This is a genomic window from Mucisphaera sp. (genome assembly GCF_965279675.1).
Classification (GTDB): Bacteria; Planctomycetota; Phycisphaerae; order Phycisphaerales; family Phycisphaeraceae; genus Mucisphaera.
The window spans coordinates 692,320-712,542 of record NZ_CBDIIJ010000002.1 but is presented as its reverse complement, the minus strand read 5'-3'; the positions used below and the strand labels follow the sequence as shown (position 1 = coordinate 712,542).

The window sequence follows — 20,223 nt, the reverse complement described above, 5'->3', positions numbered from 1 at the left end:
GTTGGGCACCAGTCTGCTGGTAACCCGGGTGTGTGTGAATCCTGAACAATGCCGGCAGCTGGATTCGAACCAGCGACCTAGGGCTTATGAATCCCTCGCTCTAACCAACTGAGCTATGCCGGCGGCCGCCCGATCGTCATCCAACCGGGCCGAGCTCCACATCATAAACACCCCCACCACGCCAGCAACCCGGCACCGCCGCAGAATCCGCCCATCCTTCGCCCAAACGGTGTTCATAGGGCGGGCTAACCAAATCGGCCTCTTTTTGCTCCGCCCCCCGCCATCTACCCGATATAAGACTGCCCTCTGTACCAGGGGTGTCTAAGTTGTTCCCCACCCTTGGAGAGAGAAGATGAGCCATACCTTGACTGCGCCCACCACACCCCCCAAACACCGTATTCCGGCGACAGCCCGCCCCCAAACGACCCCGGTCCGCCCAGGCGACCCCCTCGCCACCCCCCAGAAACCGCAAAAACCCGTTTCCGCCTTCGAAACCCCTGTCAAAGGCTTCCTCAGCTACTGCAAAGTCGAATGCGGCTTCGCACCCGCCACCGTCGCCGCCTACGCCGCCGACCTCCGCGACCTCTGGGTCTGGATGGTCGAGAAAAACAAGCAGATCGCCGCCGAAGCAGCCCAGAACCTGCCAGCCTCCAAGATGCTGGCAGGGGGAGCAGGGGGGGTGGGGGGGACAGGGGGGAGCAGGGGGTGGGCCGACCTCAGCGACGCCCGCATCCGCGAACACCTCCAGACCCTCTCCCAACGCGGCCTCGCCGCCACCTCCATCGCCCGTCACCTCGCCACCATCCGCGTCTTCTGCCGCTACCTCCTCTCGATCGACTTCTTCGAGAAAGACCCGACCGAGTCCCTCATCCAGCCGAAGCTGGGCCGCAAGCTCCCCTACGCCCCCTCCTTCGAGGTCGTCGACCGACTCCTCCGCACACCCCTCCCCTCCGAGCCCCTCGGCCTCCGCGACCGAGCCCTCCTCGAACTCCTCTACGCCTGCGGGCTCCGCGCCTCCGAACTCGCCAACCTCGACCTCAAAGCCGTCCAGGGCACCAACCGGCACCTCGGCGTCATCCGCGTCATGGGCAAAGGCAGCAAGGAACGCATCGTCCCCGTCGCCAAAGCCGCCCTCGATCACCTCGACACCTACCTCAGCGACGTCCGCCCGACCCTGGTCCGAGCCGACAAGCCCACCCAACGGGTGTTCCTCTCACGCACCGGCCTGCCCATCACCCGCATCGTCGTCTGGCAGGTCGTCAAACGCCACGCCGCCCGCGCCGGCATCCGACGCGTCCACCCCCACGTCCTCCGGCACGCCTTCGCCACCCACCTCCTCGCCGGCGGGGCCGACCTCCGCGTCGTCCAGGAACTCCTCGGCCACGCCGACCTCAACACCACCCAGATCTACACCCACGTCGACCGCAGCCGACTCAAAGACGTCATCACCTCCTTCCACCCCCGACCCTGAGCCGCTAATCCCAAAGAACAAGGGTGAACGCAGTCCCACCGTGGCCCCACAGAACCAAACAGCGATGACTTAACCCGGTCGCGACGCGGCCGGGCGTAGGGGCCTGGGCTTCTGACTCGTCCCACACAACCAACCCCCTCCCCTTCGGGTGCCTCGCGCCTTCAGAGGGCGGGATCCTCCGACTCCCAGTAACAACCCGCTGGAGCCCGGCCGCGACGCGGCCGAGGCCCCAACACCAGCCTGACCAACAGAACAGCAGCACGCTCCCTCAACAAATACCCACTAAACCCCTAAAAAAACTTCCGCCACAAACTCCTCCAAAAACGTCACTTACAGGCAATCCCTGAAAAATCACCCCCCCAAACCCAAAACCCCGCGCAGACCCCCCAGCACCCCCGCGTATCCAAGCGCGCACCAGAGAAAGCGCTCTCAGACGCTCTCCCCGTGCCCAATACCGTCCTCTCCCTCCCCGGAGCCCATCCACAACGTGTGGGTGGGCTTCACTTTTTTCCGAACCAAACGCGCCCCGACCCACCAGAAACCCCGAGAACCATTTTTCCGCGGGCAAGAGTGGGGTTTTGGTTTGTCTTTCAGAACCTTTTGGTTATGGTTTTATAAGGCCTGTCGCAGAAGACCAGAAATCCGCCATCGGACCGCTCCCATGCTTCTCTGTCCGCTGGCTGTTCGTGACCCACTGACACCCGGAGCCATCCTATGCACCACCACCCGACCATGAACCAACCACGAACCGTCCCGGGAGCCGTCAAGGGCTTCACCCTCATCGAGCTCCTCGTCGTCATCTCCATCATCGCCCTGCTCATCGGCATCCTCCTCCCCGCCCTCGGCGCAGCCCGCGAAACCGCCCGCGGCCTAGGCGGCATGACCAACGCACGCAGCATCGGTCAGGGCGTCGCCACCTACACCGTCGACAACAAAGACAACTTCATCAACTACCAGTCCCACGGCTTCGGCGGCTGGGATGTCGGCATCTCCAGCTACAGCAACGTCGCCACCTGGTGGACCGCCAGCCTCGTCCGCATCGGCTACCTCTCAGGCGGCGAAGTCTTCACCGATCCGCTCTTCGAGGAAATCAACCAGAACAACCCCATCCTCGACGCCGCGACCGGTGACATCGATGACTTCCAGGACGTCGCTTACAAGTACCCCCACTTCGGCATGAACACCTCCAACATGGGGACCTACCAGCGCGTCACCGGCTTCACCGCCTACGGCGCCGACCCGGATCAGCCCCTGCCCTCGCCACGCATCTCCCAGGCACGCCGGGCCTCCGAAACCATCTGGTTCCTCCCGGCACGCCAGGACGTCCCGGGCGGCGGCGGGCAACGCGGCGGCGGCGAGCCCAGCGTCTACGGCAGCCTCTTCTGCTGGGACTACGACCGAGGCGTCGACAACGGTATCCCCGACCCACGCTTCCGCGGATCCATGCCCATCGTCTACGCCGACGGCCACGCCAGCTACTTCCAGTTCGCCGAACCCGAAGCCGGCACCTCACGCCTCTACGGCCCCGCAGGCTCCACCGGCGGCGGTCAGCGTGGCGGCGGCGGCAGCAGCAGCTTCGGCCCAGGCGACTACGACGGTTACCTCACCGATGCCCGCTTCCACGATCAGAACCGCTGGACCCTCTCAGGCAACGCCATCCCAGGCACCTACCGCGGTCCAACGGCCAACTTCACGCCAGACGCCATCATCGATTAATCCCCACCCATCGATACTTTCATCCCCTGATCCCCAGCCACGGGCCACCACCGGCGCGTGGCTTCTTTTTGCGCCCCAAACCCACATTTCTCACACCCAAATCCATTGTCTTACAGAACCATGACCGTTATGATCCTTTAGGTTGTCTGCGTATCACGCGTCCGGGAAGACGCACGACTCACATTTAAGCACGAACCCAACGCTGAGCCCCCTCGCGCTCACGCCATAGACACGACCCAACCAGTCTTTATCAGGAGACTTATCTGATGTTCCAGTCCACCAAAACACCAAACCGCCGAAGCGGGTTCACGCTGATCGAGCTCCTCGTCGTCATCTCGATCATCGCCCTGCTCATCGGTATTCTCCTCCCCGCCCTCGGCGCCGCCCGCAACAGCGCTCGAGCCATGGGTGCCCTCGCCAACGCCCGCAGCCTAGGCCAGGCCATCTGGCTCTACACCCTCGACAACCGCGACCACTACATCCCCTATCACAGCATCGGCTTTGGCGACTGGGGAACCGGGCTGGGTGCAAGCGACCCGGAACGGCTGTCCCCCGGTCAATGGTGGACCGCCAACTTGGTGTCCAGCGGCTATGTCGGAACACCGGAAGTCTTCACGGACCCGCTCCTCGAAGAAATCGGACAGGTTGCGCCCATCATCGACGCACCCTCATCCAGCCCCGAAGACTTCCGCAAGCTCTACTGGATGTTCCCCCACTTCTCGATGAACACGTCCAACATCGGGTCCATGCAGCGAGCCACAGGTTTCTCTGCCTACGCCCCGCCATCACCCAATGAAACGGCCTATACCCCTCGGAGCACTGATGTCCGTAATCCTTCGGGCATGATCGCCTACACCACCGCCGTGACTGAAACAGGTCCTGCTGGCAATCCCGATCGCAGACGCGGCAACATCTTCGTCTGGGACTACGGCCAGCCACCCAGCGCCGTCATCCCCGATGCCCGTAACAACGGCAGCATCGCCATGGTCTACGCCGATGGCCACGCGAGTTACATGGCGCTCAAGGGTGCCAACATCGATCCGGGTGAATCACGCAGCACCACACAAGCCTTCCGAGGCTACTACGGCGACCCGGGCTCCGCGTCTCAAGGCGGTCAACGAGGTGGTGGTAGCAGTGGCGGTAGCTCAGGCCTCCAGCCCGATGAGTACGAAGGCTTCCTGACCGATGCCCGCACCCACGTCAACAACCGCTGGACCATCACCGGCCAGCCCGCCAGCGGGATCTATCAGGATCCGGGCACGCCCTTCGAAGCAGGCGAAACAGAGCTCCGGTTCTGAGGTATCCAAAGCAGCGAACAAAAAACCGCGAGCCCAAAAGCTCGCGGTTTTTTCATGCCTGCTTTTCGTCGCTAGCCCTAAAAGTGAATCATCCGATTCTGCGCCCCCAGCGCCGCCTCGTGCGTCGCCTCCGACATCGTCGGGTGAGCGTGAATCGTGCCGATCACCTCGTCCGCCGTCGCCTCCAGCCGCATCGCCAGGCCGATCTCCGCGATCAGCTCCGTCACGCCCTCGCCCACCATGTGCGCCCCCAGAATCTCGCCATGCTTCTTGCCGGTGATCAGCTTGCAGAAGCCCTCCGTCGCCCCCAGCGCCTGCGCTTTCCCCGACGCCTGGAACGGGAACTTGCTCGCGACATAATCCAGCCCCGCGTCCCTCGCCGCCTGCTCCGTCATCCCGACCGAAGCCACCTGTGGCTGGCAATACGTGCACCCGGGAATCCCGGTGTAATCAATGTCCTCGACGTCATGCCCCGCCATCCGCTCCACGCACACGATCCCCTCTTCCGACGACACGTGCGCTAACCAAGGCGGGCCGATCACATCACCGATCGCATAGACCCCCGGCACCGACGTCTGGTAGTCCGCCCCCGCCTTCCGGTAGTCCACCTTGATGTGATCCTTGAAGAGCTCCAGCCCCAGCGAGTCATCGAACAACCCGTCGTAACGCCCCATCACCCCGATCGCGACCAGCGCCACGTCCGCCTCGATCGTCTCGGTCTTCGATTCATCATCCACCGGCGCAATCACCGCCTTCACCCCATCGCCCGTCTTCTCAAGCGACAACGTCTTGTGCGCCTTCCGAATCGCCACCCCGTTCTTCGCGAACGACCGCTCCACCGCCTGCGACACCTCCGCGTCCTCAATCGGCAGCAGCCGATCCTGCATCTCGATCACCGTGCACTCGGTCCCGAACGCGTTGTAGAAATACGCAAACTCCATCCCGATCGCCCCCGCCCCCACAATCACCATCCGCTTCGGCTGCTCGCTGAGCGTCATCGCCTCCTTCGCCGCAATGATCCGCTCGCCATCAAAGTCCGCCCCGGGCAACGGCCGCGGTCGCGCCCCCGTTGAAATCAGAATCTTCCCCGCCTCCAGCACCTGCTTCACCGCACCCTTCCGCTCGGTGTCCCCCGCCTCATACACCTCAACCCGACCCGCCTTCGGGATAAACGCATGACCCTCGACGTGCGTCACCTTGTTCTTCTTAAACAGAAACCCCACCCCCTTGTTCAACTGTCCCGCCACGCCCCGCGAACGCCCGATCACCTTCTCCCAGTCATGACCGATCCCTTCGGCACGGATCCCCCAGTCGTCCGCCTCGTGCTTGAGCCGGTGATAAAACTCCGCCCCCGCCAGCAACGCCTTCGTCGGGATACAACCCCAGTTCAGGCACACCCCGCCCAGCTTGTCTCGCTCCACGCAGGCCACCTTCATCCCCAGCTGCGCCGCACGGATTGCCGCCACGTAACCCCCAGGGCCACCACCCACCACCACCAGATCAAACGACGCCGTATCAGCCATTGCACCTGTCCATCCAAGAAGATCGGGTTCTGTCAGGCCACCCGGCCCAAAGCCGGCCAGCCCCTGCACCGATAATTGTAGTAGCCCCCACACAACGCGTCGGCGACTCCCTCACGACGTATCATGTCCCGCCCAAACGATCCAAAGACCGAGAATCAACCCATGCCCGAAATCAAAGCCGTTATCTCCGTCATCGGCCAGGACCAGAAAGGCGTTGTCGCCCGCTTCGCCACCTACCTCGCCGACCTCGGCATCAACATCCTCGATCTCGAGCAGCAGGTCGTCCACGGCCAGTTCATCATGGACATGCTCGTCGACCTCGCCGAGATGAAGCCCACCCTCGACGAGCTCATCCCCGGCCTCCTCGACCTCGGCCGCGAGATCCAGATGGAGGTCCGCGTCGCCCTCCACGACACCCGACCCAAACGCGTCGCCGTCCTCGTCTCCAAAGAAGCCCACTGCCTCCAGATCCTCATCGACGACTGGAAAGCCGGCAAGTACCGCGGCGACCTCGTCACCGTCCTCGGCAACCACCCCGACCTCGAACCCATCGCCCGCGAAGCCGGCCTCCCCTTCGCCCACTTCCCCGCCAAACCCGACAAGGCCGCCCACTTCGACTGGCTCATGCAACAGCTCGCCGAGGTCCAGCCCGACCTCATCGTCCTCGCCCGCTACATGCAGATCGTCCCGCCCGAGATGGTCCAGGCCTACCGCCACAAGATCATCAACATCCACCCCTCGCTCCTGCCCCACTTCCCCGGCGCCCGACCCTACCACGCCGCCTGGGAAGCAGGCGTCCGTGTCGCCGGCTGCACCGCCCACTTCGTCACCGAAGACCTCGACGAAGGCCCCATCATCCTCCAGGACGTCTTCCACATCGACGTCGGCCGCGACACCGCCGAAAACGTCCGCTCCAACGGCCAGAAACTCGAAGGCCGCATCCTCGCCGACGCCGTCCAGATGTACCTCGACCAGAAACTCGTCGTCGTCGACGACAAAGTCGTCTTCCGCCCCGGCCTCAGCTCCATGCTCGACAAGACCTGAACTGTTTCTCAGCGACCAGTAACCAAGGATGGCTGTGGGCACGCCCCGTGCCCACAGAACCAAAAAACACGCACTTGAGCCCGGTCGCGACGCGGCCGGGACCACCACCAACGATCATCATTAAAGAACAACAACCATCCAACAACGCGAGCCTCGGTGTATCACCGCGGCTGCGCGACAGGTCACCTATTCGTCAACGGCACCCTCACGCCGCCCCCGAAACCGACCGCCCCCGACCCCCACGCTTCGCCGCATACAGCCGCTCATCCGCCAGCGCAAGCAATCCTTTGAAGTCCTCCACCCCGTCCGCCACCCGCTCCGCGATCCCCACCGACAGGCCCACCTCCGGACCACCCTTCGTCAGCAGCGCCGTCTGCTGCGTAAACAGCGCCCGCAGCTGCGTCGCATAACTCACGCCACGCTCCGCCGGCGCCCCGGGCATCAGAATCAAAAACTCATCCCCGCCCGTCCGCACCGCCATGTCGCTATCCCGAAGCGTCGCCCGAATCAGCGACCCCAGAAACACCAGCACGTCATCACCCGCCGCATGACCCATCGTGTCATTGAGTTGCTTGAAGTGATCCAGGTCCAGCGCCAGACACAACAGCCGCGTCTCACCCGAAGCCGTCGCCTCAAACAGGGTCGGGCCCTGCTCATCCAGGAACCGCCGATTCCCCAGGTCCGTCATCGGGTCCCGGAGCGTCTGCTTCTGCAAACGGTTCGTCGCCTTCCGCGTCGCCGTCCGCACCCGCTGATCCATCGTCCGCCGAAGCTGCTGCGCCTCGTTGCCCTTGCGAATCGCATTCCGACACACCCGCGCCATCGCCCGCGACAACTCCCCGAGCTCATCCCGACGATCCAGCGGCAACCGCTCCACCAACTCAGGCGTCGGATTGCACGCCGTCAACTCCAGCCGATCAATCAGCCGCTCCAACGGCCTTACCGCCCACCGCGACACCGCCAGCGAAGCCAGACCACCCCCAACCAGCACGCCCCCAACCCCCGCCAACGGCCCCCACAGCCCGCCCAGCACCAACCCGCCAACCCCCGACAGCAGCGCCGCCCCAGCCACACAGGCCCGTATGGATAACCCCAACCCCAGCGCCGGCCACGCCCGCTCTGTCAGCAGCCGCTCGCCCTCCGACCGACCCTCCGCATCACAGCCTCTAGCCCCAGCATCGCTCTCGCTAGCGATAGCCGAATCCAGCCCATGAACCACATCACCCACCATGCCAAGGCCGCGTGTCTCGTACATGTCGATGTTATCGGGCCCCAGCACCCGGCGAGAGCCCACAGCCCAGCCGACACAGACCCAAAACCCGCAGCCACCCACTACAACCCCTACGGCCTCACCAGCTTGAACCCTTCCCACCTCCAGCGATGCCCTAAGGTGCCCCACGAAGGACCTCACCCATGATCAATCACCACCTCCGCACCGGCCACCTACTCCTTCTCACGAGCCTGCTGCTGAGCCTCCTGCTCTGCTCCAATCTCACCGCCCAGCAAGCCCGCTTCGCCATCGACCTCAACCACGACACCGGACCGCTGCCTCACTTCTGGCGCAGCACCGGCTTCAGCCCCGCCACGCTGATCGAAGACCCACGCATGCACCTCACCCTCGCCCACCTCGACGGCGTCCCCCACAGAGGCATCGCCTGGGCCCGCGTCCACTTCCTCCTCGAACTCGTCACCGTCACCGACCTCGACACCGAAACACCCACCTACGACTGGTCCCGACTCGATCGTGCACTCGACCAAATGCTCCAACGCAACATCCGGCCCTTCTTCGAACTCATGGGCAGCCCGCAAGGCTTCACCTTCACCGACATGCACGACGACGCACAGGTCAACGCCTGGCGTCGGTTCGTCCGCGACCTCGCCCGACACCTCATCGACCGCTACGGAGCCGAAGAAGTCCGCTCCTGGTACTTCGAGGTCTGGAACGAACCCGAGTGGCCCAAATACTTCCGACACCCCTGGCAAGCCGACGACCCCGCCGGCCTCATCCGCTACTACGACGCCAGTTCCGCAGGCCTCATGGACGCCGATCCCCAACTCATCTTCGGCGGGCCCGGCACAGCCCTCACCCTGTCCGACATGTTCACGCACCTCATGCGCCACCTCGACACCGGCACCAACCACCTGACCGGCCAGTCACCGCCACGCTGCGACTTCATCTCCATCCACGAGAAGGGGGGCACTCCCCAGAGCCTCTACCCCGATACCAACCTCATCTTCGAACGACAGAACACCACAATCGCCTACCTCCGCGAGCACCACCCCAGGCTCGCGACGCTCCCCTTCATCAACAACGAGTGCGACCCCATCGTCGGCTGGCGGGAACCCCGCGACTGGCGAGGCAATGCCTTCTACGCCTCCTGGCTCGCCTACATGGTCACGCGACAACTCGATGAAACCATCCGACGCCAGCAGGCCGACCTCACCCTCGTCAGCCACGACTACGCCTTCCTGGGCGACTGGACGCACCGCTCCGTGCTCGTCCCCTTCGCCGCCGACCCCAATCAGCCGGACACCAACCTCTCGATGGTCAAAAAGCCCGTGCTCGAAGCAACCACCGCCCTCGCCCTGCTAGGCGACCGCACGCTCCAGATCACGTCCGAGACAGCAACCGACACCATCCACGCCCTCGCCACCAGAAGCCCCGCCGGCGACATCGTCATCCTCCTCGCGAACCATCACGACGACCCCGAGGCACAGACCTCCGCATCCGTCGAGCTCCAACTAAACGACTTACCGGAAGCGCCATGGAAGATGGCCACCCGCCGGATCGATCCCGACCACACCAACCCCATGGCGGTCTGGCTCGCCGCCGGATCACCCGACCAGCCCACGCCCACCCAGCTCGACGCCATGCGCGAAGCCGCCGAGATCCACACCACCATCGCCGACCTCACCACCGATCGGATCCAACTGGATCTCCCCACGCACAGCCTCGTTCTCATCACCCTCACCACCGACACCGGCCGTCAGCCACAACCCGTGACGCAACCACGCCTCACCATCACGCCAGGTCTCCACGGTCCCGAAGCCCTCGTCACCTGGTCCGAAGCCAGCAACCCCAGACAACTCGCCGGCTACCAGGTCGAAGCCCTCACACCCACCGGATGGACCCCGCTCCACGAGACAAAACCCATCGCGACCACCCTCCTCCGTCCGCTCCCCGACCAGACCGAAGCCATCCGCATCACAGCGATCGATCTCTGGGGACGCACCAGCGAATCCGTCATCGCCGCATCGACCCCCTGAGACAGCCCTCGTTCATCCAAACCAAGCCTCACGCCGAAAAAGGCGGCTTGCTCAGGTCCGCCTTAATCACCAACGGCTCGATCCCTACCGACCGACCCGTCTTCGGATCGACCTCCACAATCACCCCACGCACCTCCGGGTTGCCCTCCGCCACATCAAACGCCGCCGGCATCCCGGTCGTCATCTGACTCACCACCCGATCCACCCGCCGACCCAACACCGAATCCTGCGGGCCACTCATCCCCAGATCCGTGATGTACCCCGTCCCCCCGGGCCCCAGCCCCAACACCGTCGCCGAACTCCGCGGGCCCGCCACATCCCCGGGCAGCACCCGAGCATCCGCCGTCTGGATATGCGTGTGCGTCCCAAACACCGCCGTCACCCGCTCATTCAGATACCACCCCATCGCGACCTTCTCACTCGTCGCTTCCGCATGCACCTCCACAAAGATCGCCGCCGGCCGCTCGTGAATCTGCGACAGCAGCCCATCCGCCACCCCAAACGGGTCCGTCCCCTGCATCGTGTTCATGAACAACCGACCCACCACCGTGAACACATACACCGGCAGCGACACCCCGCCCTCACCCTCCGCCACCAGCCGCATGCACACCTTCCCCTTCGCCTTCGCCGACAGATTCGCCGGCCGGATCAGCGTCCCCTCGCGCTCCAGCACGCTCACGATCTGCTTCTTCCGATACGCATGATCCCCAAGCGTCATCCCGTCCACCCCCGCCTTGATCAGCTTCCCGTGCAGCTCAGGCGTCAAACCCGACCCGTTCGCCGCGTTCTCCGCATTCGCGATCACCAGCGACACCCCCATCTCGCCCCGCAGCACCCCCACCGCCTGCGTCACCGCCTGACGCCCCACCGTCCCCACCACATCACCCAGCAACGCAATCCGTATCGACATGCAAAAGCCTCTAAGCCCTTTCCCGGTCGGCAGCATCCGCCGTCCCCGTGCATAATAGCCCTTCCATGAAATGCCCTTTCTGCGAGGCCAACAAAGACCGCGTCATCGACTCCCGTCCCACCGAGGACGGACGAGCCATCCGCCGACGCCGCGAGTGCGAAGCCTGCTCCAAACGCTTCACCACCTACGAGACCATCGAAGAAACCACCAAGCTCGTCGTCGTCAAACGCGACGGCTCCCGCGTCCCCTTCGATAAAGACAAGATGCGCTCCGGCCTCGAAGCCGCCTGCTACAAACGACCCGTCCCCACCGCCAAACTCCAGGCCGCCGTCGACCAGGTCACCGAAGACCTCCGCCGCACCGGACAACGAGAAGTCGACGCCATGGAGATCGGCCACCGCCTCGCCGACCATCTTCGCGCCATCGACCAGGTCGCCTACGTCCGCTTCGCCTCCGTCTACAAACAGTTCCGCGACCTCGACGACCTCCTCGACGAAGTCCGTGTCGTCCTCGAAACCTCCGACCGCCTCTCCCCAGGCCAGGGCAAACTCTTCCGCTGATTCCCGACTCACTCACATAAACCGCTGACCCGCAACACCAGCCCGACCGCCACCAACAATCATGGGTGGCTGTGGTCAGCTCTGCTGGCCACAGAACCTACAGCTTCAGGGTGCCTCCCCTCAAGAGACGTGAGATCACCCACCCACATAAACCGCCTCCAACCCCACCCCAAAGCCCCATAAAAACCCAGCTTCAAACTTATAGAACGCACCCACCCAAACCCGCGACAAAACCGCTTTTTTTCCTTGGGAATCCGCCCCATCCGGTGGTAGCCTTAAGCGGTACTGCGTCTCTGTCTCACGCCTCGAAATCAACTCTGACCCCACCGCCAGGAGGCCGCCGATGTCCACCGTCCAGCAGATCCTCGACCGCAAAGGCAACCAAGTCTACACCGTCTCGCCCGACACCACCATCGACCGGGCCGCCCAGGCCATGACCGAGCACAACATCGGCTCCCTCCTCTGCGTCGGCCGCAACGGACTCCTCGGCATCATCACCGAACGAGACACCCTCCGAAAAGTCATCGCCCAGCAACTCGACCCCGCCACCACCACCGTCCGCGAAGCCATGACCGCCAACGTCTGGACCTGCACCCCCGACACCTCCCTCGAAGACCTCTCCGACGTCTTCAAAGACCGACGCATCCGACACCTCCCCGTCATCGGCAACGAAGGACAACTCCTGGGCGTCGTCTCCCTAGGCGACCTCAACGCCTTCCGACTCGAAGGCCAAGCCGTCATGATCGAATACCTCCACCAATACCTCCACGGCGTCGGCTAAACCCCCAACCACCCATCCGCCTAATCCCAACCAACGAGCCCCGGACGGAAGTCCGGGGTGCTTCTTGTGCCACATTTAATCCGACAGCCAGCTACTCGTCATCCGGCTCTCTCACGAGCTTCTTGATCATCGCACTACACTCATCCTCATTATCAAAGTAGACCTGATAGATGATGCTCTTGATATGACTGTCGAATTTAAAACCTTCGCTATGCAGTAATTCATCATCGATCTGAGACACCGTCTCTAGAAACTCGCTGTACTTCACCTCCAAAAAATACTTGTGTATTTGAAGATGAATTCCTGCTCGGCCAACGATGCCCGGAATGTTGTGCAGCATCTCAATCTCAGCCAAGGCCCACGCATGATTACCACTCTCTAGTGCCGCTCTTGCTCTTATGATCCCGTGTTCAAGAATCCACATGTAGTGTTGTGTAACCTCAAGCATCAACATACTCCTCAGTAAACCACCCCCCCCCCCCATCCTAATCCCCAGCCCCCACCCCACACATCCCCTACCCTTTTCCCGCGCACCCCACCCCGGACCCACCCTTGCTCACCACCCTCCTCTACCTCTGGACCGCCGCCCTCGCCGGGGCCACCCTCCTCTGGGGCTGGATCAACATCGCCGCCACCCACCGCTCCACCCTCAAGCACCCCCTCGAACCCGACACCAACCCCTCCACCGCCAACCTCCCGCCCGTTGCCCTCCTCGCGCCAGGCCGCAACGAAGCCGAACACCTCCCCCAAACCCTCCCCTCCCTCGCCAGCCAGAACTACCCCGACTACCGCTGCCTCTTCATCGACGACGACTCCACCGACGACACCCGCGCCATCACCGCCCGCCTCACCGACGAACACCCCAACCTCCACGTCCTCCACAACACCACCCCGCCCCCCGAAGGCTGGGTCGGCAAACCCCACGCCATCTATCGCGGCTACCAGCACCTCCTCCAGCTCGAACAGGCCACCAACCAACGCGACGAATGGCTCTGCTTCACCGACGCCGACATCCACTGGCACCCCGATTGCCTCCGCTCCGCCATGCGCCTCGGCCAACAGCACAACGCCGACCTCATCGCCCTCTACCCCGGCCTCCGCTTCGGCTCCGTCGCCGAAGCCATCGTCCAGGTCCAGCTCGTCCTCGCCCTAGGCGTCCTCTACCCCTTCGACAAAGCCATGGACCCCAAACACCCCGACACCCTCACAGGCGGGGCCTTCATGCTCGTCCGACGCTCCCACTACGACGCCATCCACGGACACGAATCCGTCAAAAACCTCGTCGTCGAAGACCTCGCCCTCGGCAAGAAGCTCAAGAAAAACGGCGCCCGCGTCCGCCTCGCCGTCGCCCGCGACCTCCTTTGGTGTCGCATGTACAACGGCTGGCAGGACCAGTGGGAAGGCCTCACCAAAAACGCCTACGGCGGGCTCCGCTACAACCCCATCCGCGCCACCCTGGTCCTCTCCGCCACCCTCCTCTTCAACATCCTCCCCGCCCTCAGCCTCCCCCTCTTCGCCACCGCCTGGGCCCTCACCGCCAACCCCATCTACACCTGGCCCACCCTCCTCGCCCTCGCCGCCACACTCCTGGGCGTCCGCGCCATGAACGCCTCCCGCAAATTCGCCGAACTCCCCTGGCCCTACGCCCTCTCCCTCGCCCCCGGCTCCATCCTCTACCTCGCCATCATCCTCGCCTCCATCCGCGACTACTACACCGCCGGCAACACCTGGAAAGGCCGAACCTACGGCACCGAAACCAAACCCCGCGGATAGCGAGTGTCCCTCGTTAACGTGAATCCATCACGAGCCCTGGGCGCAAGCCCAGGGTGCCCAAATCAAAAAACGCCCGATCAACTCACAACGCCCCCAAAACCATCTCCCCAATCTCCTTCGTCCCATACCCCGAACGATCCAGCTTCTTCCCCGTGAACTTAGGCGTCACCGCCAGCACCGCCGCACTCACGCGATCACCCGCCGTCACCAGCTCCGGCTTGCCCTGCGTCCGCCCCGTCTCCCGAAGCAGCATCGCCATCGAATCAATACACGCCAACGGGTTCGCCTTGTCCTGACCCGCAATGTCAGGCGACGACCCGTGCACCGGCTCGAACATCGAAGGATTAGGCGACGCCGGATCCGGATTCAGATTCCCCGACGCCGCAATCCCCATCCCCCCAGCGATCGCCGCACCCAGGTCCGTGATGATGTCACCAAACATGTTCGGCACCACGACGACATCATAGATCTCCGGCTTCGTCGCCAGATACATGCAACACGCATCCACATGGTGATATACCCGCTCGATCTCCGCGTAATCCGCCTGCCCGATCTCCTCGAACGCCCGGAACCACGTCCCCCCGCAATGCGTCAGCACGTTCGTCTTGTGCACCAGCGTCAACTGACCCGGATACCCCGCCGCCTTCCGGCTCCTCGCCAACTCAAACGCATAACGCACACACCGCTCCACCCCGAACCGCGTCGCGATCATCTCCTGCGTCGAGATCTCCTGCGCCGTCCCGACCCGCGCGACCCCGCCATTCCCGCAATACAGATCCTCGGTATTCTCACGCACCACCACCATGTCGATGTCATCCGGCCCCTTGCCCGCCAGTGGCGTCTCGATCCCCGGATACAGCTTCACCGGCCGCAGGTTGATGTACTGATCCAACGCAAAACGCAGTTTCAACAGAATCCCCTTCTCCAACACACCCGGCGCCACCTCCGGATGACCCACCGCCCCCAGCAGGATCGCATCGAACTGCTTCAGACCCTCCACCTCCTCATCCGTCAGCACCGTCCCCGTCTTCAGGTATCGATCCCCGCCGTAAGGCAGCTCCGTCACCTTCACCTCAAACCCCGCATCCCCCGCCACCCGATCCAGCACCCGCAGCGCCTCCGCACACACCTCAGGTCCCGTCCCGTCACCACCGATCACAGCCAGATTCAGCGACATCGCATCAACTCCGCAAAAAGAACGTCAATCACAACCAGCCCCGTAGTTTCACGCCCCCCGACACCCCGGTCAAGCACACCGTAAAACCAGAAAAATCCTAAATTTACAACGACAAACCCACGCCAGACCTCATCCCACTCTCCCTGCTCGCCACCAACTCGGCCGCTCCGCCACCATCCCCGAACCCACCGTAGCCACAACCCTCCTAGTCATTGCCCACACCACCCGAAGATATAGCTGCTAGCACCCAAGTCGGATGCCTCCAGAAGCTGAACTGTCTGTGACAATCCCCCTTCCACTCGCCTCGCTCATCGCTTCCTTGGCGACCGAGGGGTTTCCAAGCTATTGACGCAGGCTTATTGACGTTGCAAGCGACCTTAATGTGGATTCCGAGTGAGATCTAACAAAAAAGCCCGCGTGAAGCGGGCTCTCAGGAATCATGCTGTCACTCGGTTTAGCGAGATCGGCGGCCGAGGAGGGTGGCCATGCCGAGGAGCCCAGCGACGAAGGCTGCGGGGGTCGGGATAATCTCCGGCCGTGATGTCTGCACGGTGACGAAGTCGTCCGTGGCGAGCGACGCCGAGTTGGTTCCAATGTTCCCCGCGGAGAAGCTGCCCGAAGCGACGCCAATGAACTCATTGGAGCGGAACGCGCCACCTCCATCATCTGGGTTTGGGTTCAGGTAGGTCATGACGAAGTCGAAGGATTCGCCAAGCGTCAGCCCGATGTCGGATAGATGAAATGCGATGCTGAAGCTGGAATCCAAAGCGTCACGAGTACCATCCGTACTGACCGCGGCAACGAAGCCGTGACTGGAGGAGTCCAGGCTAAAGAGGCCTGAGAAGGCGGTCTCGAATGTCACGGCGAAGTCGGCGCTGAAGCCGGGCGCAAAAGTCAGGTCGGCTGAACCAGCGGCGTTTGTGCCGCTGATGGCTCGCCGTCCGGGATCGCCGGTGTCGTTCATCCCAGAGGTCGAGGTGAAGCCGCCTCCGATGGAATCGAAGTAGATCACGGCAGCATCGAAGAGCCCGCCGGCACCGCGATTGAGAGTCATGCTGACAAGCCCAGTGGCGTCGACGTTGACATTGAGGGTGGCACCTTGCCCGATGACGTCGCCGAAACCGGTATTGATGCCAGCGACAGAGCCATTGGGCGTGAGAACAGGGCCTGCAAGGGCTGCATGTGCCGTACAGAAACCGATAAATGCAGACATCATTAAACGGTTAAACATTTATCCTCTCCCTAAGTGAGTCATGAATCTCTGAAGCGATACTAGCTTAGTCTTTGTTCTGGTCCTGAGCAAGGCAAATCTCAAAAATGGTGAACTTTGCCCATTTTGACATCGGGGTTCTCAGCGGACGCCTGCCACACGGGATATGCCGCACACCCGTTACAAACAGGACGATTCAGCCGCCCTTATCGCCGCAAGCCCCCTCCCTCCTAGACGCCGCCGTCCTCATGCAGACCCCTGAAATTGTCAGCCATGGCGTCTGGAACATACGCCCCAAAGCCCCCAGAGCCCGATTCACCGATACGCCCTCCACCAGGACGCCCAATGCTTCCCGCCCCAGGCCCCCACAGGCTCCGCAGAGGTCGACGAAAACCGCAGTTGCCTCGAAGTCTCACCCTGCTTCACCGAGGACAAACTCTTCGCCGCTGGCCTCCTCGGACTCGCCACGCTTTCCCTCCGTCGTCGCTGACCAATCCTCGAAACCGCAACCCACAAACCGCCCCTCACCGGGCGGTTTTTTTGTGCCCGTTCAGCCACACGCACCGACAAACCCGACCACACGCCCCCGGCTGATCTCAACGCCTAAACTTGCACCATGACCACCGACACCCAAACCGAAACCCTCGGCATCGTCATCGTTGACCACGGCTCCCGCCGCGAAGCCTCCAACAAGATGCTCGAGGCCTTCGTCGCCAACTTCGAGACCGAAGCCGAGTTCCCCATCATCGAGCCCGCTCACATGGAACTCGCCGAGCCCTCCATCGGCACCGCCTTCGACCGCTGCGTCACCCGTGGAGCCACCAAAGTCCTCATCTGCCCCTACTTCCTCCTCCCCGGCAAACACTGGGACCAGGACATCCCCGAACTCGCCGCCGAAGCCGCCGCCCGACACCCAGGTGTTCCCTTCGTCGTCACCGCCCCCATCGGCCTCCACCCCATGATGAAGAAGGTCATCGAAAACCGCATCGAACACTGCCTCTCCCACATGGCCGGCAACGCCGAAGAATGCGAGTCCTGCGCCGGCACCGGCCGCTGCCAATTCAAAAACCCCGACCCCACCGCCACCACCACTTCATCCCACCACTAAGCGCAGCCTCAATCAACGATCACCAGCAATCCCAGGTGACTGTGGTCCCGCTGTGGCGGGGCCACAGGAACAACAGATCCTCTGACCTAACCCGGTCGCGACGCGGCCGGGCTCTGCGTCTCAAGCCACCCGAGAATCAGAACAACCCCCAGTCACCGCCGGGTGCCACGGTTTCTTTCTGACGCAGTCAGAAAGAGCCGTGACCACAACCCCCACATGCACCAGAAACCTTCACTCCTCCCCCTCCCCACGCAACCGATCCAGCCACATCTCGTACCCCACCACCGCCAGCAACGCCTCCGCCAAAGCCTCCAACTCCATCTCGTGATCGACCACCGACCGCCGCACCCCCCCGATCGCCCCCTCCGGGTACGGCGCGAAGTACGCCGCCGGCTCTGTCATCGATAAATAAGCCACATAGCGCGCCGCCAGCGAAGCAAACACCTGACGATCAATCCGACGATCCGGCACATCCGCCACCCCCGCCAACGCCGACACAAAACGCAGCCCGTACACCGAGCGCCAGTCAGGCACCTCACCCCCCGACCCGCCACGAGCCCCGCCACGCGCCAGCGCCAGCGACCCGATCACATCCCCCGGACCAGGACCCACCGACTCCACACGCTGCAGACGCTGCAACTCATCCACCAACGCATCCAGCCGATTCCGTAGCGACATCCGCTCCACCGGATCCTCAACCGCCGGCACCAGCTCCGCCGCCCAAGGCAGACGAGCCAGACCCGGACGCGCCAGCACCGCCTCGATCGCCGCCACCGTTCGCAACGACAAATCACCCGCTACCGCCCGCCCCGTCCGCTCACCCGCTCGCCACAACGCCTGCAAGGCCATCAGCTCCGTCCGCCCATCCACGCCCTCGCCCGAAGCCTCCACCCACATCGACAACCGATCCATCAACCGATCCCGCAGCCGCAGACGAACCTCCGCCTCCGACGACGACACCATCACCAACAGCGCCAACGATCCGGCACGCACATCGAAGCCTTCCCCAGCCTCCTCGCCCGCCAGCACCAACTCGCCCACACGCTGCGCCAAAGCCAACCCATCCCTCGCCGCACGCGACGGCAGCACACGTTCACCCCCAAGACGCCAACGCTCCCACCGCGTCGCCGCCAACGCAGCCAACCCACTCGCCTCCAACGTCGCCTCATCCTCGAACCGATTCGCCGCCGGCAGATAAACAGCCGCCGGCAACCCACGCTCACCCTCTATCCGACGCCCAAGCTGACGTGACAGCCGCTGCGTCAAAAGCGATACCGTCGCCTCCGTCAGACTTCCCAACGGCAGCACCGTCTGACCCCGAACCAGCTCCGCCCGACCACCCCCGCGATGCTGCGTCACCACATGCGTGATCGTAAAACGCTCCACACCCAGCCCCACCAACTGCACCGCATCAAAACGTCCCAATCCCCGACCCGCATCCCGCAACACCCTCCCCAACTGACCTTCCACCGTCAGGTTCTGCGCCAGCGCCGTGCCCGGCCACAACCATCCCACCTCCTTCGATTCCGGATTCGTCACCCTGAGACCGTGATACCCAGGCGACCAAACCTCAAACAGACTCGCGCCCGGCCGCGTCGCCCGGATCGCCACCCCCTCCATCCCATGCGCGATCTGAAGATCCACCTGCAAACCCGACAAACCCTCCGCCGCCGTCAGACCCTCCGGGTCCACACCCGCCACGCCACCCAGTTCATCCCGACGCGACTGAGCCTGATGCGCCTGCCGAATCCGCGCCCGACCGATCGCCAGCTCCGTCGCCCGTGCCAGCAACGCCGCCAGATTCACCGACCCCACCTCATCCGCCAGCGTATCCGCCGCCGTCACCTCCGCCATCCCATACGCCACCGCGTAACCACGATCGCGAAGCGTCACCCGCACCGCCAACACCCCACGCGCCCGCAGCACCGGCACTTCCGTGATTTCACCCCGAAACACCCAGGTCCCCACCATCCGGTGCGCCTCGAAACCCGTGATCCACCCCAGCCTCTGATCGTCACCCTCACCATCCATCGACTGAGCCGCCGCCACCGCCGGCCCCAGGCCCCCACCCACCAGACCCCCACTCAACCCAGACCCCCCAAGCCCACAAACCAGCCACACCACAGCGCCCCCCAAAAACCACACCAGCCCGCGACACCTGTCGCCCACGAGAGACACGCCCGCACCACCCGAACACCTGCCCGGCCGCAAAAAACGACGTAAGTCCATAATAAACATTAATTTAACACCTTATCCAAAAACCAGTGGCCACTGGCACACCCCTTGAGGGTACCTTGGTGAACCCGGACAGGAGGACCCACCATGATCGCAGCCGCCACACTCTTCGGATGGAACGCCCAGCAGATCGCCTACCGCAAGAAGATC

Annotated in this window: 16 protein-coding genes and 1 tRNA gene; 9 read left to right on the top strand and 8 right to left on the bottom strand. The window is 63.6% G+C overall.

Features of this window, described 5'->3' with window-relative positions; all coding sequences use genetic code 11:
- Positions 1-49 precede the first annotated feature (49 nt).
- Positions 50-123: transfer RNA gene (locus ACQZAB_RS03190), tRNA-Met, on the bottom strand.
- A gap of 229 nt (positions 124-352) precedes the next feature.
- Between ACQZAB_RS03190 and ACQZAB_RS03185 the strand changes: the two genes are divergently transcribed.
- The 3 genes from ACQZAB_RS03185 (at position 353) to ACQZAB_RS03175 (ending at position 4,485) form a co-directional block, all read left to right on the top strand.
- A complete protein-coding gene (locus ACQZAB_RS03185; RefSeq protein ID WP_428387008.1) occupies positions 353-1,471 on the top strand; it encodes a tyrosine recombinase in 1,119 nt (372 codons plus the stop codon).
- A 732-nt stretch (positions 1,472-2,203) separates the two neighbouring features.
- Positions 2,204-3,187: a type II secretion system protein gene (locus ACQZAB_RS03180; RefSeq protein ID WP_428387006.1), complete on the top strand. Its 984-nt coding sequence runs from the start codon at positions 2,204-2,206 to the stop codon at positions 3,185-3,187.
- A 266-nt stretch (positions 3,188-3,453) separates the two neighbouring features.
- Positions 3,454-4,485 (top strand): type II secretion system protein, encoded by a 1,032-nt coding sequence (locus ACQZAB_RS03175; RefSeq protein WP_428387004.1) that lies wholly within the window; start codon positions 3,454-3,456, stop codon positions 4,483-4,485.
- Between the two features lie 77 nt (positions 4,486-4,562).
- On the opposite strand, the gene lpdA is transcribed toward ACQZAB_RS03175, so the two are convergent.
- Positions 4,563-6,008, bottom strand: a complete 1,446-nt coding sequence (gene lpdA, locus ACQZAB_RS03170) for a dihydrolipoyl dehydrogenase (protein WP_428387002.1) — start codon at positions 6,006-6,008, stop codon at positions 4,563-4,565.
- 162 nt (positions 6,009-6,170) lie between these two features.
- On the opposite strand from lpdA, the gene ACQZAB_RS03165 reads away from it, so the two are divergent.
- Positions 6,171-7,052: a formyltetrahydrofolate deformylase gene (locus ACQZAB_RS03165; protein WP_428387001.1), complete on the top strand. Its 882-nt coding sequence runs from the start codon at positions 6,171-6,173 to the stop codon at positions 7,050-7,052.
- 205 nt (positions 7,053-7,257) lie between these two features.
- Here ACQZAB_RS03165 and ACQZAB_RS03160 read toward each other — a convergent pair whose 3' ends face one another.
- On the bottom strand, positions 7,258-8,307 hold the full coding sequence (locus ACQZAB_RS03160) for a diguanylate cyclase (RefSeq protein ID WP_428386999.1): 1,050 nt from the start codon (positions 8,305-8,307) through the stop codon (positions 7,258-7,260).
- 158 nt (positions 8,308-8,465) lie between these two features.
- Here ACQZAB_RS03160 and ACQZAB_RS03155 point away from each other — a divergent pair, with 158 nt between their 5' ends.
- Positions 8,466-10,319, top strand: coding sequence for a GH39 family glycosyl hydrolase (locus tag ACQZAB_RS03155; protein WP_428386997.1), 1,854 nt, complete (start codon positions 8,466-8,468; stop codon positions 10,317-10,319).
- A 28-nt stretch (positions 10,320-10,347) separates the two neighbouring features.
- Here the strand turns inward: ACQZAB_RS03155 and ACQZAB_RS03150 are convergent, their stop codons facing one another.
- Positions 10,348-11,229: a TIGR00282 family metallophosphoesterase gene (locus ACQZAB_RS03150; RefSeq protein WP_428386995.1), complete on the bottom strand. Its 882-nt coding sequence runs from the start codon at positions 11,227-11,229 to the stop codon at positions 10,348-10,350.
- A gap of 65 nt (positions 11,230-11,294) precedes the next feature.
- On the opposite strand from ACQZAB_RS03150, the gene nrdR reads away from it, so the two are divergent.
- Positions 11,295-11,789, top strand: coding sequence for a transcriptional regulator NrdR (gene nrdR / locus ACQZAB_RS03145; RefSeq protein WP_428386993.1), 495 nt, complete (start codon positions 11,295-11,297; stop codon positions 11,787-11,789).
- A gap of 343 nt (positions 11,790-12,132) precedes the next feature.
- Positions 12,133-12,570 carry a CBS domain-containing protein gene (locus ACQZAB_RS03140; protein WP_428386992.1) on the top strand — a complete coding sequence of 146 codons (438 nt, stop codon included), beginning with the start codon at positions 12,133-12,135 and terminating at the stop codon, positions 12,568-12,570.
- Positions 12,571-12,661: 91 nt separating this feature from the next.
- Here ACQZAB_RS03140 and ACQZAB_RS03135 read toward each other — a convergent pair whose 3' ends face one another.
- Complete coding sequence (locus ACQZAB_RS03135; RefSeq protein ID WP_428386991.1) at positions 12,662-13,018, bottom strand: hypothetical protein; 357 nt, start codon at positions 13,016-13,018, stop codon at positions 12,662-12,664.
- Positions 13,019-13,122: 104 nt separating this feature from the next.
- Between ACQZAB_RS03135 and ACQZAB_RS03130 the strand changes: the two genes are divergently transcribed.
- Positions 13,123-14,343 (top strand): glycosyltransferase, encoded by a 1,221-nt coding sequence (locus ACQZAB_RS03130; protein ID WP_428386990.1) that lies wholly within the window; start codon positions 13,123-13,125, stop codon positions 14,341-14,343.
- Between the two features lie 82 nt (positions 14,344-14,425).
- Here ACQZAB_RS03130 and ACQZAB_RS03125 read toward each other — a convergent pair whose 3' ends face one another.
- Both ACQZAB_RS03125 and ACQZAB_RS03120 read right to left on the bottom strand, forming a co-directional pair.
- A complete protein-coding gene (locus tag ACQZAB_RS03125) occupies positions 14,426-15,520 on the bottom strand; it encodes a 3-isopropylmalate dehydrogenase (RefSeq protein ID WP_428386988.1) in 1,095 nt (364 codons plus the stop codon).
- A gap of 454 nt (positions 15,521-15,974) precedes the next feature.
- Positions 15,975-16,751, bottom strand: coding sequence for a hypothetical protein (locus ACQZAB_RS03120; protein WP_428386987.1), 777 nt, complete (start codon positions 16,749-16,751; stop codon positions 15,975-15,977).
- A gap of 595 nt (positions 16,752-17,346) precedes the next feature.
- Here ACQZAB_RS03120 and ACQZAB_RS03115 point away from each other — a divergent pair.
- The gene (locus ACQZAB_RS03115) at positions 17,347-17,838 is read left to right on the top strand and encodes a CbiX/SirB N-terminal domain-containing protein (protein WP_428386985.1); all 492 of its coding nucleotides are present in this window, start codon (positions 17,347-17,349) and stop codon (positions 17,836-17,838) included.
- Between the two features lie 231 nt (positions 17,839-18,069).
- On the opposite strand, the gene ACQZAB_RS03110 is transcribed toward ACQZAB_RS03115, so the two are convergent.
- Positions 18,070-19,926, bottom strand: coding sequence for a hypothetical protein (locus tag ACQZAB_RS03110; protein WP_428386984.1), 1,857 nt, complete (start codon positions 19,924-19,926; stop codon positions 18,070-18,072).
- Positions 19,927-20,223: the final 297 nt, after the last annotated feature.